This window comes from Paludisphaera sp. (assembly GCF_037189885.1).
Taxonomy (GTDB): Bacteria; Planctomycetota; Planctomycetia; order Isosphaerales; family Isosphaeraceae; genus Paludisphaera.
In genome coordinates this window covers 130,906-145,200 of sequence record NZ_JBBCIR010000007.1, presented here as the reverse complement: position 1 = coordinate 145,200, position 14,295 = coordinate 130,906, and the positions used below count along the sequence as shown (strand labels likewise).

At 64.2% G+C, this 14,295-nt stretch carries 16 protein-coding genes; 3 read left to right on the top strand and 13 right to left on the bottom strand.

Going from position 1 to position 14,295, the window contains the following annotated elements:
- The first annotated feature begins 111 nt into the window (after positions 1–111).
- On the top strand, positions 112–1,758 hold the full coding sequence (locus WG209_RS03075) for a DUF4365 domain-containing protein (RefSeq protein ID WP_337173531.1): 1,647 nt from the start codon (positions 112–114) through the stop codon (positions 1,756–1,758).
- Positions 1,759–1,791: 33 nt separating this feature from the next.
- Positions 1,792–2,994, top strand: coding sequence for an ATP-binding protein (locus tag WG209_RS03070; RefSeq protein ID WP_337173530.1), 1,203 nt, complete (start codon positions 1,792–1,794; stop codon positions 2,992–2,994).
- Between the two features lie 572 nt (positions 2,995–3,566).
- On the opposite strand, the gene WG209_RS03065 is transcribed toward WG209_RS03070, so the two are convergent.
- The 12 genes from WG209_RS03065 to WG209_RS03010 form a co-directional block, all read right to left on the bottom strand.
- Complete coding sequence (locus WG209_RS03065; RefSeq protein WP_337173529.1) at positions 3,567–4,034, bottom strand: hypothetical protein; 468 nt, start codon at positions 4,032–4,034, stop codon at positions 3,567–3,569.
- Between the two features lie 115 nt (positions 4,035–4,149).
- Entirely contained in the window at positions 4,150–4,485 is a 336-nt protein-coding gene (locus WG209_RS03060; RefSeq protein ID WP_337173528.1) for a hypothetical protein, read from the bottom strand.
- A 139-nt stretch (positions 4,486–4,624) separates the two neighbouring features.
- Positions 4,625–5,539 carry an ArdC-like ssDNA-binding domain-containing protein gene (locus WG209_RS03055; RefSeq protein WP_337173527.1) on the bottom strand — a complete coding sequence of 305 codons (915 nt, stop codon included), beginning with the start codon at positions 5,537–5,539 and terminating at the stop codon, positions 4,625–4,627.
- Between the two features lie 212 nt (positions 5,540–5,751).
- The gene (locus WG209_RS03050) at positions 5,752–6,084 is read right to left on the bottom strand and encodes a tyrosine-type recombinase/integrase (RefSeq protein ID WP_337173526.1); all 333 of its coding nucleotides are present in this window, start codon (positions 6,082–6,084) and stop codon (positions 5,752–5,754) included.
- Positions 6,051–6,689, bottom strand: a complete 639-nt coding sequence (locus WG209_RS03045; protein ID WP_337173525.1) for a site-specific integrase — start codon at positions 6,687–6,689, stop codon at positions 6,051–6,053. Before WG209_RS03045 ends, WG209_RS03050 begins: the two co-directional genes overlap by 34 nt.
- 42 nt (positions 6,690–6,731) lie before the next feature.
- Positions 6,732–7,226: a hypothetical protein gene (locus tag WG209_RS03040; RefSeq protein WP_337173524.1), complete on the bottom strand. Its 495-nt coding sequence runs from the start codon at positions 7,224–7,226 to the stop codon at positions 6,732–6,734.
- 21 nt (positions 7,227–7,247) lie between these two features.
- Positions 7,248–8,216, bottom strand: a complete 969-nt coding sequence (locus WG209_RS03035) for an AAA family ATPase (RefSeq protein ID WP_337173523.1) — start codon at positions 8,214–8,216, stop codon at positions 7,248–7,250.
- 48 nt (positions 8,217–8,264) lie between these two features.
- Entirely contained in the window at positions 8,265–8,426 is a 162-nt protein-coding gene (locus WG209_RS03030; protein ID WP_337173522.1) for a hypothetical protein, read from the bottom strand.
- 30 nt (positions 8,427–8,456) lie between these two features.
- The gene (locus WG209_RS03025; protein WP_337173521.1) at positions 8,457–8,657 is read right to left on the bottom strand and encodes a hypothetical protein; all 201 of its coding nucleotides are present in this window, start codon (positions 8,655–8,657) and stop codon (positions 8,457–8,459) included.
- Between the two features lie 540 nt (positions 8,658–9,197).
- A complete protein-coding gene (locus WG209_RS03020; RefSeq protein WP_337173520.1) occupies positions 9,198–11,042 on the bottom strand; it encodes a hypothetical protein in 1,845 nt (614 codons plus the stop codon).
- Positions 11,043–11,220: 178 nt separating this feature from the next.
- Positions 11,221–11,646 (bottom strand): hypothetical protein, encoded by a 426-nt coding sequence (locus WG209_RS03015; RefSeq protein WP_337173519.1) that lies wholly within the window; start codon positions 11,644–11,646, stop codon positions 11,221–11,223.
- A gap of 3 nt (positions 11,647–11,649) precedes the next feature.
- Positions 11,650–11,889, bottom strand: coding sequence for a hypothetical protein (locus WG209_RS03010; RefSeq protein ID WP_337173518.1), 240 nt, complete (start codon positions 11,887–11,889; stop codon positions 11,650–11,652).
- Between the two features lie 385 nt (positions 11,890–12,274).
- Here WG209_RS03010 and WG209_RS03005 point away from each other — a divergent pair, with 385 nt between their 5' ends.
- Complete coding sequence (locus tag WG209_RS03005; protein ID WP_337173517.1) at positions 12,275–13,240, top strand: ATP-binding protein; 966 nt, start codon at positions 12,275–12,277, stop codon at positions 13,238–13,240.
- Between the two features lie 227 nt (positions 13,241–13,467).
- On the opposite strand, the gene WG209_RS03000 is transcribed toward WG209_RS03005, so the two are convergent.
- Positions 13,468–14,211 carry a helix-turn-helix transcriptional regulator gene (locus tag WG209_RS03000; protein WP_337173516.1) on the bottom strand — a complete coding sequence of 248 codons (744 nt, stop codon included), beginning with the start codon at positions 14,209–14,211 and terminating at the stop codon, positions 13,468–13,470.
- Between the last annotated feature and the right edge of the window lie 84 nt (positions 14,212–14,295).

The following is a 14,295-nucleotide window of genomic DNA, read 5'->3' as shown; positions in this document are numbered from 1 at the left end:
CCGCCCACCCCAGCATGAGGTCGAAGACCACCGACAGACGACCTGGACGCTCGATCAGGAAGGGCGTAAGATCGAACCTAAGGTTTTACGACGACTCGGGTAGTGAGCCCCATGCAGAAGCACTCGACTCACGTCATCGACGAACAGGCGGTCCACTTCTTCAAGGGGTCGCTGCCGCCGGAGCAATGGACCGTCTACGACATCCGCCCCGACTACGGCAAGGACCACAAGGTCGAGTTGGTCGAAGGCGGCGAGCACACCGGCCTGTCGTTCTGGGTGCAGGTCAAGGGCCAGAAGAGGGTCAAGAAGCTGAAGGACGGGACGATCAGCTTCAAGCTGGAGACGAAGGACCTCGACTACCACACGAAGTTGCAGGCCCCCGTCTTCCTCGTGGTCGTTGATGTCAGCAGCCGGGTCGGGTACTGGGTCTTCACCCAGGAGTATGAACAGACCCGACTACGTAACGTGGATTGGACGGCACAGGGGCAGATCCAGATCCATCTTCCGGCGTCGAACCTTCTCTCCGATAACGTCGCTCTCCGGGCGGCCGTCAAGACGGCCATCGGCTTCATGGCGAGGCGTTCACTGGGCATGGGTATCGGTCACGCACAGGACTCGATGAAAAGGCTTGATTCCCGCTTCGATGTGCGAGTCACGGCGACCTCTCAGGGGGAACTCATCGAGGCGGACGCCCTCGAAGACATCCGTGTGGACCTGAAGTTCGGGGCCGGCTTCTACGAAAGCGGTAGGCTTGGCGACCTGATCGGGAGGGGCGTCCCCGTCAGTATCGGACCGGGAGACGTGACGGCCGACGGATCGCTGCTAATCAAGTCCGTTCTTGAGGACACCGCCGACCGCCACGGATCGCTCCAGCTATGCTTGAACGGCAGGGGACACCTTCGGCTTGCGCATCTCGACGGCGAGGGTCGTGCAATCGGGCGGCCTCATGAACTTGAATGTGCCTTCGAAGGAGGGGTTGAGGAGATCCGGTTCTCGGCCCGGACCTCCTATGAGAACCTCGTGCTGCATGGGGCCGTCACATCCCGTCCCGACAAGCCGATGAACCTCGGGATCGGCTACGACCTTGGATGCTGGCTCGGGAGGCCCCTATCGTCGCTGCCAAGTTTTCACCTTATCGAAGACTTGCTGGGGCGTCTCGACGAGGGCCACCGGATGAACGTGGATCTGTTCGCCGAGGGGATGCCGATCTTCTCAGGATACATGCTCTGGAAATGGGATGAACTCTCCTCGATTCGACGAACGCTCGGCCTCGTCGAACTGGTCGCACAGGCCCGCTGGATCGCCGTCGAGTACAAGGTGGAGGCCGTGCTCCCAAGGCAGATATCCATGGAGGAGATCCAGCAGGTCGCCAGACTCTATCGCCTCGCCAGGGGAGAGGAAATCCGTATCAAGGGGGCGGTCCAAACGAGCAGCGCCCGGTTGACCAAGCTGAACATGCAGACGCTCTCGAAGCTCATCGGCCTCGACGGGGAGCCGTTGCGGCTGGCTTTGCTTTCCGACCGGCCCCAGCCGTTCCTGGGCGTTGAGGTGGACCTCGGGCCGGTCGAGACGCAACTGAGTCACATGCGGCTTGTAGAGGACCGAGAGATCCTGGTTCGGCAAATTCGAGAAGGCGTCACCCCGATCCCGCTTACTTGGGAGGCCACCGCCGAGACCGAGTTGATCGTCAAGAGAGTGAGCGAGGAACTGCTGTCGGCCCAGGAGGCGGCAGCGGAGGCTGCGGGTTTTTTGGAGTGAGCGACGAGGCGAGAGGAGCGGGAGGGGCCGACCATGAACGACGCACTCTTCGAGCGGCTCCTCTACGAGGAGGAGAGCACGACGCTCGACTTCAAGCAGGAGCAGTACCGCTTCGCAAAGGCGAGCGAGGAGGACAAGTCTGAACTCCTCAAGGACGTCCTCGGCTTCGCCAACGCCTGGCGGCGATCCGAGGCGTACATCCTGATCGGGGTCGAGGACTTGAGGGGCGGTCGTGGCAACGTCCTCGGCATCCCGTCCGCCGACCACCTCGACGACCACTCGTTGCAGCAGTTCGTGAACAACCTGACCAACCGCCCCGTCCGCTTCCACTACGAGGCGTTCGGTTTCGAAGGCAAGCAAGTCGGGATCATCCACATCGAGGAGCGGCAGGCCAGGCCGCTCTACCTCAAGCGGGACTACGGCAAGCTCAAGAGGACCGAGGTGTACGTCCGGCGGGGCAGTTCCACCGACCCGACGAAGCCCGCCGGGCCGGACGAGATCGCTTTGATGGGCCAGCCGTCGGGGCCGCAGGACGCCGAGTTGGCGGTCGATTTCGCCGACGTGGGGCGGGACGAATCGCTGGGCACGCACGTCTCGTGGGACACCGAGTTCTGCGAGATGCCGCCCATGGATGCGATCCCGGACCTCGCCCGACCAAGGCGGCAGCACCCGTTTGGCATCGACCTGTCGTCGATTCAGTTCAGCACATTGGACCGGCTCAATGAGGACTACTTCCGTGAACTTGCGAACTTCGAGTTCGTGAGGCGGCTGTTCCGGCCCGTGCGGTTGGTGGTAAAGAACGTCGGCCGAGTCGCCGCCGGTAGCGTGCGGGCCGAGATCACCGTACCCACGAGCCTTGGCGTGATGGTGATGGACTCGTCCGACATGCCCGATGCTCCGAAGCGGCGGGCGGCCCCCTTTGCTGTGCCCGGCCTCAAGAGCATCCGACCCGCCTTCCGTCGTGAGCCCGGCGAGGTGGTCATCGAGAAGAACGCCGAGCGGTTCCGGGTCGAGATCGACTGCGGGAGCCTCCAGCCGGGCAGGAGGGTGTGGTCTGAAGTCTTTTACATCGGCAAGGGGGCAAGCGGCGACCTCCCCCTGGGCGGCCGAGTGTTCGCCGAGAACCTGCCGCAACCGAAGGACTTCACGCTCCTGATCGCCGTCAACGTGGCCAACACGAAGATGACGCTCGCCGAGTTGCGGTCGCTGCCCGACCCGGCGGAAGACGATGATTGACGACCACCCGGTTGACGAGCCCGATGTCGTCTCTCACCTGGGTGTAAGCAGTCGCAGCGAGCGGTAACAGGATGCTGAATGTTCGCAGTGATCGTGGCGAGGATGGGCAGGATGGAACCGGGTTTTCGAGCACGGCTTCTGGTCTCCCCTAGCAGGGCTTTGCAATGTCGGAGTTGGCCCGTATGGAACCCAAGAAGGGGCTGTCGGCGTAAGCCGCTGTATGCGGGGCCTGGGAGGGGAGTCGTCGATGCTAATGACTTCGGAATTAATCGGTAGTTGGAAGTGAAACGTCGGCCTCGCCAGGACCGAGCCTTGCCCCTGAGGCGTTGAGGAGACCGGAGGCGTCGAGCGGCAGGGTCCTACTCCTCTTTGCTGCTTGGGCGCAGGAGGCTGGCCGCCGTGAACGACTTCAGCATCTTCTTGAGTTGCCGCCTCGCCGCCACGTCGGTCGTCTCGTCGGCCTCGGGACGTTCGGCTTGTCTCTTACGACACGTCCCAGGGTTCAATCACTCTTTGAATGCGGCAACAAGACATGAGGGGGCGGCTTGACGTGCCGCCCCCTTTCCAAACGGTCATGCGGCGTAGGCCGCCCACGTCATCCCGGCCCCTTCCAGGGCGGCCACCGTTTCGGCCGGGTCGTCGCCTCGGCTCAGGCCCCAGTCGATCCAGGAGTTGTCGGGGTTGCTGCGATCCGTCGGGCTCGCCTTGCCCTGGCCGCTGAGAATCTGCCGCTTCATCCCGGCCCGGTAGTCGTACACGTCTGGGTTCCGGCCCCGCCCGGCGATCTTGCGGTCGTATCTGACCCACAAAATGGCGAATTGGATGTTGGGACCGAGCAGGGCCACCGGGTCCTTGCCCTTCTCCAGGTTGTACACCCAGGTCGCCCAGACCTTGCCGATCATCTCGGCGATGGCGTCGTCCCGCTTCCGCTCGTGCCAGGGCTTGAAGGCCCGCCGGGCGGCACGCTCGGCCCGCTGGTAGGCGAGGGCCAGGAATCGGTCGTGCTCGGCAATCCAATCAATCTGTCCGGTCGTGCTCATCGGTCCGCTCCTGGTTGGTGTCGTGGGCTGACCCCAGCCCGGGTTCAAGACGTAAGGGCCCCCGGCAGCGACGCTATCGCCCCCCGGATGACCGGGAGTCGATCGGCATGGCATCTCACCAATCGTCGTCTTCGGGGAGGTGGCGGATCAGGACAGACGACGGGATGTAGGACGTCCCGCCACCATCACCGAAATCCTCAAAATTGAACGAGCAGGCGGCACGGCGGACCTCGGTCAGGGCAGCACGGGCCTCCTCCCACGAATCCCATTGCTCGACGAATAGCCGTCTGGGCTGACCGGCCAGGACGGAGCTACGTTCGTAGACGCTGTGGGCGTACAGGACGGGGCGGGCGTGGCGGTAGGTCTCGCCCCGGCCCATCTCCAAGGTGAACGTGGGTCGTGGGCGGACCGTCGAGCGGAGATCGTTGATGCGGTCCAACAAGTCGGACATGGTGGCCTCCGGTAGGGCGGCATCTTGCGGCGGTCGCTTCCATGGACCAGGGTGCTCCACCTCATTGGTCGCCGCCCAACGAAAAGAGCCGCCCGGATGATCCGGGCGGCCTGGGGTATGTCTGGCTTGATGGCCCGCATCAGACGGCGAGGGCTTCTCTGGGCTCCTCTGCCGCTTCCATCGGGCGGCTGAATGACAGAATATGATCCGCTGCCCTGCTCGCCGCCGCCGACGCCGTGAAGATGTACCGGGGGTCGTCCTTGAGGGCCGAGAGCCACGACTTGAGGTAGGCGTTGACGTTCGTCAGGTCGTCGGACTGGGGAACCCCGAGTTCCGCCGATGCGAAGGCGGCGGCGATTTCCGCCCGTAGCTCCCCGCTCGGGTAGTCGCCCTTCCAGTTCAGGCGGGATTCGCTCCAGTGGGCCAACTCATGGAAGAGCGTGCCGTAGTATTCCTTGATGTCGATGAACTGGCCCTTTGGCGGGCACTGGATGTAGTCGTGGGCCGGGCTGTAGAACGCCCGGTTGCCGCCGAATCGGATGTCAGCCTCGGTCGCCTTGATGGCCGTCTCGGCGGGCTCGTAGCCGGGGAAATGCTCGGCGTCCGACGTGTCGGGCACCTGCCACTTCTCGGCCCCCCGCACCTGATCCGCCGAGAAGACGACGAACGACCTCATCATGGGAAACTTGATCTCCTTCGACTCCCCGGTCGCCTCATCCGTCTCGGTCTTCTCGACGGGCTTGTACAAGACGACATGGCATCCCCACTGGCCGGATTCGACTCCCGCCGGGCGAGGTTTGACGGCGCAGCCCCGATCACGCCATTGGTTGAAGGTCGCAAAATAACGGCTCGTGAATCCGAAGCGGCGAGCGTGAAGTTGGAGCAACAGGACGTTGATCCCGTTGTATTTGCGGCCCGTCACCGCATTGGCGGGCATGCCCCTGCCGGCGGGGTGGACCGACCAGCCCATTCGCCACGGCGGAATCCCGCCCTTTTCGAGGGAAGCGATGATCGAGTCGGTGATCTGACGGCGAAGCTCGGTCTGGGTCGGCATCCTCTCGCTCCTTGGTTGTGTCGGGTTGACCTTCACGAGCCAGGGTGCCGCTCCTGAATGCCTTCATGGCCACGAACCGATGGGCGTCCAGTGGCTCCCCCCGACTTCGCCGGAACGCTCGCCTGCCCACCAGACCCGTAAATGAAGCGGCCTCGAAGGCGGCCACCTCGCCGATCTACGAGGCCGTTGGTTTCACAAAATAACGGAACCGCTCAGTAGCTCAGCCGCTCGGAGGCCGCCGACAATTCCTCGGTCGTCTTCTTCGTGTACCTGGCGGTCGTGTTCAGCGACTCGTGCCCGAGGATCTGCGCCAGACCTACAAGGTCGTTGCCGTTGTCGGCGAGGAACTGGTGGGCCATCCTGTGGCGGAAGAGGTGCGGGTGCAGCTTGACGCCAATGATCGCCCCGTAGCGATCACAAAGCGCCCGGATGCCTCGATCGGTCAACAGCCCACGTTCTCCGATGAAGACGCTCGACGAGGACGCAGGCGGTCGGGTCTCCAAGTACGACATCAAAGCCCTCCTGGCCAGCAGCGGCAACGGCACGGTCCTTTGCTTGCCGCCCTTGCCTGCTTGAAGACGACCTGGCCGTTCCGCTCGCTGATCATCAGGTCGTGCATCTCCAGGCTTACGAGGTCGCCGACACGGCAGCCGGTGAAGAGCAACAGGCCGAAGATGGCGTTGGCCCGCACGTCCTGACGCAGTTCAATTTCACGCAGCAGACGCCGGACCTGGCTGCGGTCCAGCCCCTTGAGAGCAAGCTGGACCCGGCGAAGCTCCTTGACCTTCACGGCCGGGTTGGCGGTCAGGTGGCCATGTTCGACGAGCCACGAGAAGAACCGTCGCACGTTCACGAGTGCCCTGTTGACCGTGGCGACGGCCTGGCACTTCCCACGCCGCAGATGGTCCCGGAAGTCGCCGACGTCTCGGGTCGTGACCCTGGCGACGACGAAAGGCTCCCGGTTGGCCTCGGTGAACCACCGTGCGAACTTCTTGAGGTCGTTGACGAAGGCCCGGCGTGTCTGGGCTGAAAAGTCGTTGCCGTCCAGGAAGGCGAGGACGAGCCCCGACTCATCGGGACCGGCCGGGATGCCCTCGAAGACCTTATCGCCCGAGTACCGGCGGCGTTGCGGGCACGAATCAGACAGCATGTAGACGCTCACCGTGGCTAACCGGGCTGGTAAGGGCACTTATCACCGCACGTTATCCGCCGGGTTCCGGCGCTTCAGGTGGACGAAGACCTTCTTGATGACCTCGCCCTGGTCGATGCCGGCGACACCCAGGGGGAACAACTCGGCCACCGCCGCCTTGACCTGGGCGCTCGTCGCCGACGCCAGGCCCAGGGACTTCACGGCATCGATGAGGTCGGCGTGGTCGTCCGGCTCGACTCTCCGAGCCTTTCCTTCGGCGGGTCTGCGGGTACGTGGGTCGGCCGGTCGGATCTCGACACGCCTGGCGTAGAACAGGATGGGCTTGCCGTCGATCCCGCAGTTCCGCCTGCGGACATCGAGGCAGACGAGTTGTTGGGCTTCCTCAAAATAGGGCCGCCCGGTATCGGGGTCGTAGCTCGGCCTCGGGAAGCAACCGTGGGCCATCAACTGGTAGAAGCGAGCCCTGCTCATACCGACCATCCTGGCCATCTCGCTGACCGAAACGGCGACCTTCTCCTGCTGTCGCTGGGCACCCATAAGACAAAACTCCGGCACGAATCAAACACGTTGTTGGCGGGTAACGAGCAGGCGCTCCCGGCCCTCCGAGGTCAGTTGCCGACGTCCTTGGTCGTCCTTGATCATGAGCCCGGTTCTGATGAGAAATGGCTCGCTGACCTCGGCGACCGTCCTCGACGGCAGACCCAGCATCGAGGCGATCACGTTCAGCCTGGAGACGCCCTGGGCGAGGATCTCGATGTACTTTTGCTCGATCGGCCCGAGCCCGAGGTCGTCGAGTTGTTCGAGCAGGCAGGCCCGCCTCAGGTGGTCGATCGTGATGACGGCCTCGCCCTCGGCACGGCAGACCCGGCGGCACGACTGGAGGAGCCGGAGGGCCAGCCTCGGCGTGCCCCGTGATCGCCCGGCGATCTCGGGAAGGACGTCTTCGGCAACCCGCCAGCCGACTGCCCGGCTCCGGTGCTTCACGACCTCGACAAGCTCGCCGTCGTCGTAGTAGACGAACCGGAGCGTCAGCCTCATGCGGTCCCGGAGCGGGGCCAGGAGCGAGTATTCGTCGGTCGTGGCCAGCAGGAGCGTGAAGTTCGAGATCGGGATCGACTGGGGCATGCGGCCGGAATTGCCGCCCGCCAGGAGAACCCGCCGCTGATCGATGGCCAGGTAGAGGGCGGTCTGGAACTCCTTGGCGAGTTCATGAACTTCGTCGATGAACACCACGTCCTTGCCCTTCGCCGTGAGGAGGAGGGCGTTCAGGTCGGCCGGGGTCTCGATGGCCTGGCCCAGGACCTCATGAACCTCGCTGGCGAGTTCGGCGGCGATGACCTTGGCGACCTGGGTCTTGCCGAGCCCCGGCGGCCCCACGAGCAGGGCGTCGTCCAGCTTCTTGTCGTCGGCGAAGGCGGCGTCGAGGGCGACGGCGACCTGGGCGACGACGCCACGCTGGCCGATGATGTGGGAGAGGCTCGTGGGGCCGACGTCGTTAATTTCAATGTGTCGGTGGTCGTCGGGCATGGGTTCCTCGGGTGGGTCCTGGCCAGGACGGAGGTCAGGCAAGGTCGATCACCAGAACAGGCCGGCGACCAACCGGCCCATGAAGGCGAAGAGCAGGAGGACGCCGACGAACCCGGCGACGAAGGCGAGGACCGGCAGGAGGGCGATGACGAGCCCGACCGCCATGATGGCCAGCCAGGCGACGAACACGAGGCCGACGAGGCGTTGCACGACGAGGGTCTCCTCCGAGTTATGGGTCGTTCAGCGGAGCAAGTCGGCATACAGCCGGGCGATGGTCCGATTCACCTCGTTCATGTCGTCGAACAGGAGGGACTGGGCGAGCCGGCGGCTCCAACCTCGCCCCGTCCAATACCAGTCGCCGGGGCGGCGGCTCCGGTCACGTACCACGTACCTGCTGCAAAGCCGAGGATCTCCCAAGAGCTTGGGGACGTACGGGGGCATGGCGTGCTCCAGAGGGATGTCGTGTGCTGCCTCCGTCAGGGTGCCAATACTCTTTGCTCGCCGGCCGGCTCGTGCCCCTCCAGGACGGCAGTCGGCCGGACGTCCAGGACGAGTGCTGCGGGGGCGGCGTCGGGCCGAAGGAGACCGTTTTGGTGCCGGAGCCGTCCTTGCCCTCGGGGCACGTAGCGGCCGAGCCCTGGGGTAGGCAGGGGTACAACACGGCGACGACGAGGTTTGTTAAGGGTTTGGAAGTAGCGGGGATGTGGTGCGAAGCGAGGCCGGGGCTATCAGCGGGACGTGAGCCGGGCCGAGCGACCGCAACCGTGGGAACGACAGCGGTCGGGGAAGGCGTCGGGCGGCGACAAGGACGCTATTCCCGTCGTGCCGGTCACGCCGTCACGAGAGGCGACCCCAGATCCGTGAGACTTGAGACTTGCTGTCGCCAACCCGTCTGTCCCTGAACGGGGTGCGGGCCGTAGCGATCTACGGTCCGCATGCCGGGTTCCTGCAAGCAGCCGCTCACTGTCCGAGAAAGACTCCTCAGAGAGATCCCGGCAGTCGCAGCTTTGGGTGCAACTGGTAGGACTTCGACTGGCCACCGATCCGGTACTTGTGGCTCACCACCTTGATGACCTTCTCGTCCAGGGCGGCCCGCTTGTACTTCGTCGCCGTCGTGGGGCTTGAGGTGTCGGCCATCGCCTTGAAGATGTTGGTGTGGATGTTGGCCGTCCGGTTGTCCTTCATCATCAGGAAGTTCGCCAACCTCCGGGCGAACCTCTGGAAGGTCCGTGTGGCCGGGGCGATCTTCTCCTCGACCGCCTCGATTGTCTCGTGGTCGTAGAGGCCGGATCTGATCGCCTCGATGACACGGGCTTCGGCCTGCCGGTAGTCGTCGCCTTGGGAAGGGGATTCTTCGGAAGTGTAAACACTAAGAAGGTCCTCCTCTCTCCCCCCTTGTATATAACGGGGGACGAGCCCGTTGCGAGGCCCTTCGCCCGTGATCAGGTGGCGGACCCGTAGCGTGTTCTTCACGCCCGCCCACGGTTCACGGCACGAGACAGACCGGAGGTCCCTCCAGATCACGGACTCCACGTCCTTCGGCAGGGCGGTGTCGCCTTCAGACAGCCGACCCGAACAGCCGTTATGACGGGACAGGCACCACGCCTCCAGGACGGAGAAGGCGACCTCATCCTTCTCCTCGTCGCCCAGGCCGTCGAGTTCGTACGCCATCATGTGCCTGGCCAGCATGATGAGGCACTCGTTCAGCATTCCTTCGGCGGGACACCCACGACTGGCGATGTAGTACAACCTCTCGGGGTAGGGCCACGACTCCCAGCCCTCGGGCAAACTCACCTTCGGACAAGCGGACGACGACCGCTTCCCGGCCCTCCTGACCACCTCGACGGCGGCCCCGGCTTCGGCGTCACCGCCATCGAGCGGTGGACAGCCTCGCCCCACCCAGTCCCGGATCTCCCGGCACCGCTGGTTGAAGTGGTCGAGTCGTTCGCCGGGCACGTCCAGGAAGTTGGGACGCCAAACCTGATGCAGCCCGAGCCACAATTCGAGGAGTTGCTCGGCGACCTGAGGCAGGGATGGCAACGGGCGGGGGTCGAGGAAGTTGGCGACCTGCTCACGCCAGCCCCGGATGATCCCCGTGCCGGCCAGCGTGACGGCCCCGTGCCCGCAAGGACGGCGGTGGACGCTGCGGCCTTCGTAAGGGCCACGCCCTCGTGCCGGCGGGATCGGGTAGACCTCCAGCTTCGGCAGGCCGTGGTCGGCCGCCATCTCCTTCATCCTGGCGTGGAGGACGGCGGTCTCCTGGGGTGCCTCGGGGATGACCCAGACGCAGAGCCCGAGGCTGTCCGAGGACGTGGCGAGCGCCGTCGGGCTGGGCAGCCCATACGCTTGGTACGGGAGGCCCAGGACTCGCCGGGCGAGGTCCAGGATCTCGACCCCGAGGTCCGGCACCCGGTAGTTCCCGCCGTCCCTGGTGAATTTGAGGACCCGGCCGCCGTGATTATCCAGGTCGAACGCCGCCGAGGAGGTGAAACGGCCTCCGAGAGTGCCCATCCAGAAGGGCTGCCTGAACCCCTTGGCCCGATGCCCCCGTGACCTCCAGTAGTCGGTGTCCAGGTGACGCTCGATCAGGGGCAGCAGGTTGTTCGTGGTGGCGGCGACGTACAAGGGCTTCCCGTCGATCGACCTGCCCCTGACCTGGGGACGCCAGTCCTTGGACATCACGTCCTCGGCCTGCTCCCAATAGGGGACGTCCCCGTCGCCCCAGTATCCCAGCCTGGTGTTGAAGGCCCTGTGATCCGAACGGTGGACGAACAACTCCAGGTATCGTTCCAGGTCGTCGGGGTAGAGGTCCCGCAAGCGGGGCATCGCCTTGTCGATCTTGGCCTTCTTCTCCCCGTCTTCGATTCCACGACCGAAGAAATCCGGGTCGGACGGGCCATCAGCTTTGGTTTTGTGTTTTTTACATTCTACTATATAATCAGTCATTGTTGAGTGACGCTGCAATCGGACGGCCACGGGATTAGGCCCCCGTGGCCGTCGTCGTTCACGCTCCTATTGTTTGCTTCGTTTCTTGTGAGAGCCGCCCACGGAGCAGCCCGACGAGCCCCGGCGGCACGCCCGCCAGGGCCTGGTCCTCGATCAGTTCGGCCACGAAGTCGTTGCCCCCTTCCCGGAGGCCGTGAGCTTCGGCGAGCGCCTCGCCGACCTGGACCACCAGTTCGTCGATGAACGACGTCCCGACGCCGCCGAGGGCCTCGTCGAGGATCAAGGAGACCCTCGTGGCGTCCCAGACCCAGAAGGGGAGTTTCTCCTTGGTCTGGGCCTCCTTGGCGTAACCCCCGGCGACGGCCATCCGGGTCGCACCGTGGCAATCCTTGAGCCCGTTCATGACCAGGATCTTGCCGACCTTGATCGAGGAGATCCCGAACCAAGACCCGAGCCTGCTCTGCGTGACATACGATAGGGTCATGCTTCAACCTTTCTCATTATCGCCCTCCACTTCCGTGCTGCTGATCATGGTGTTGGCGATCCGTTGCCACGGCTTCGCCTCGGCGAAGTAGGACCTGATCATCACGACGTCATCCTGCGTGAACACGTAGGCCCCACGCACCTTGGCGATCCCGCCGATCCTGCGCCTGTCCAGGGCGTATTTTATGCGATGCTTCGAGACGCCCGTCTCACGCTCCACATCAATCCAATCAAGAAGTTTCATTGCTTCGCCTCCCTCCTTTACATAGCGAACCTAGATCGAATTCTCACGCCCGGAGGGAGTTTTTTTGGATATTGCCGAGGAAGAGGTTGGGTCCATCGGCCAGGAGCGGTGGAGGCCCCGCTGGCGATCGACGATGAACGGGAGGTTCGTTGCGATCGGGCCTGGAGATGAGTCATCGAGTCATTTAGACCGTGAATGCGGCTCACCGTCAGGACGTCCTCATCACGCCGGGTGGGACGAAGACGTTCGAAAGGCCGAAAGGCGGCCTATCTCTTTCTCTTTCAGGCCGGTAAGGTTCCGCCCGGACAGACGAGACGACGTTCAAGGAGGGCGGTCCTCCGGTCTCATGTCTCAATGAATTCCGCAACATAGAGTGATTCGACCGATGGCCAAGCCGATCCTGATCCCGACGTACGACGACCTGAGGCGCTTCTGCAAGGCGTTCGCCACCGAGAAGCTCGAATGCCTGATCCTCGTGGGGCCGCCCGGCGTGGGGAAGAGCACCTCCCTCGCCGAACTGCTCCCGGACTTCCCCACCGAGGCCGACGGCCGCCCGCACTCCGAGGAGTCGAAGGGGCTCAAGGGACACGCACGCTGGATCAACAGCCGGGCGACGGGCATCCAAATATATGCCAACCTCTATCGATACAGGGACGCCCCGATCGTCTTCGACGACGTGGACCAACTCTACAAGGACAAACAGGCAGTCTCGGTCCTGAAGGCCGTCACGGACAGCCGCCCGGTCCGCAAGGTCGCCTGGCACACGACCAGCAAGGAGCTAGCCGCCCAGGGCGTCCCCAGGGAGTTCGACACGAAGTCCCAGGTCTGCATCGTGGCCAACGAGTGGGAGGGCCTCGACCGCAACCTCGGGGCGCTCGAAGACCGGGGCATCCTGGTCCGTTTCGCCCCACCCCCGGCCGAGGTCCACAAGGAGGCGGGCCGGTGGTTCCAGGACGAGGCGGTCTACGGGTTCATCGGCGAGCGGCTGGGCCGCATACACCAGCCCAGCCAGCGGCTCTACGTCCACGCCCTGAAGCTCAAGCGGGCGAAGCTGGACTGGCAGTCCTGGCTCGAAGAGCAGATCGAGCCCCCCGATCACCTCAAGATCCTCGACGACATCCGCAACGACGCCAGCCTGGTCGCCGAGTCCGAGCGGTTCGCCAGGTTCTGCTCGCTGACCGGGATGTCGAGGGCGACCTACTTCAGGTACACGAAGGAACTGCGGGAGAGGGAGCGGGCGGCCGGGCTGGTCGTGGCGAGGAGGGCGAGGCCGAGGCGGGCCGCAAAGCAGTCAGCACCTCAGGCGGAGGAGGTCATGGTCCCATCAGATAAGGAGGTGAAGGACCGATAAGCACTGGAGGACGCCGCCTGAGAGTCTCAAGTCTCAGAGGATCGGAGGTCTCAAGCGTGGCGAGGGCGGAGAGCAGGACGCTCCCTTGCCGCCGTCTGGTCCCTCGACCTTTTCGATCGCCGGTTCGTCGATGAGCGTTGGTTTCAAATCTGGTCGCCCAGGCACACTCGGCGACCTCGGCGGCTCTCTTTCACTCTGAGAAAACATCCATGCGTGAATCGGGCTGATCAGTCCCCATCCTGAGGTCCTTGGCCATCAGAAGCGAGTGTGCTGCTCTTGATGATGCGTTCAACGTCCTCGGGTGTCAGCTTGGCTCCCAGCGGGCCACAAGCCCACGTCGAATCGACCTGATCCAGGACGATTTCGACGGCCTGGACAAGTTGGGGCAACTTAAGGATTTGATCACGCAGCGGGTTGAGTTCCATAAGGCAGGACACGAAATAATCGAGGCGGTCCCCTCGATCGCCTTCCTCGTGCATCAAGGACAGGTACAGCTTGTAGAGCGGCCGGTTCGAGCGATCGACCTCCGGCCACATGTGGCTGAGGTAGTTCCAACGGCTCGTGTCTCCGAGGCACCAACTCCTCAGCCAGTGCCTCGCCCGAAGTTCGGCGAGGCCCGCCGAAACGGAACCGGGGCGCTCAGGTGCTCTATAGATCGTCTGGTGTGAGTACATCTCCCCGGCGGGGAGAGGGGGCTCGTCACCCGATTCGGCTCGCCGCAGCCTGGCACGAAGACGGCGAATTTTGCGCTCGGAGTAGAGCGTCAGGCCCAGCGCCTCGCAGAGGCGATCTGCCACGTCGAGGGTGAGGCCCCGCTGTCCCCGTGCGAACCGCATGATGCCCTGCGATGCGACCCCCGCCCGTTTGCCCAGTTCATAGTGGCTCAACCCCGACCCATCGATCGCCCGCTTCAGGACGTCGGCGAGACGACGGCGGTCCCCTTTCTCTCCTCCGGTCTGGCCACTTTCCACGGAATCGAGTCCCTCAAATCAACCTTGTGGGAGGTGCAATCTCATCGGAGTTACTCAAGACGACACACCTGGCACAATGTTTGA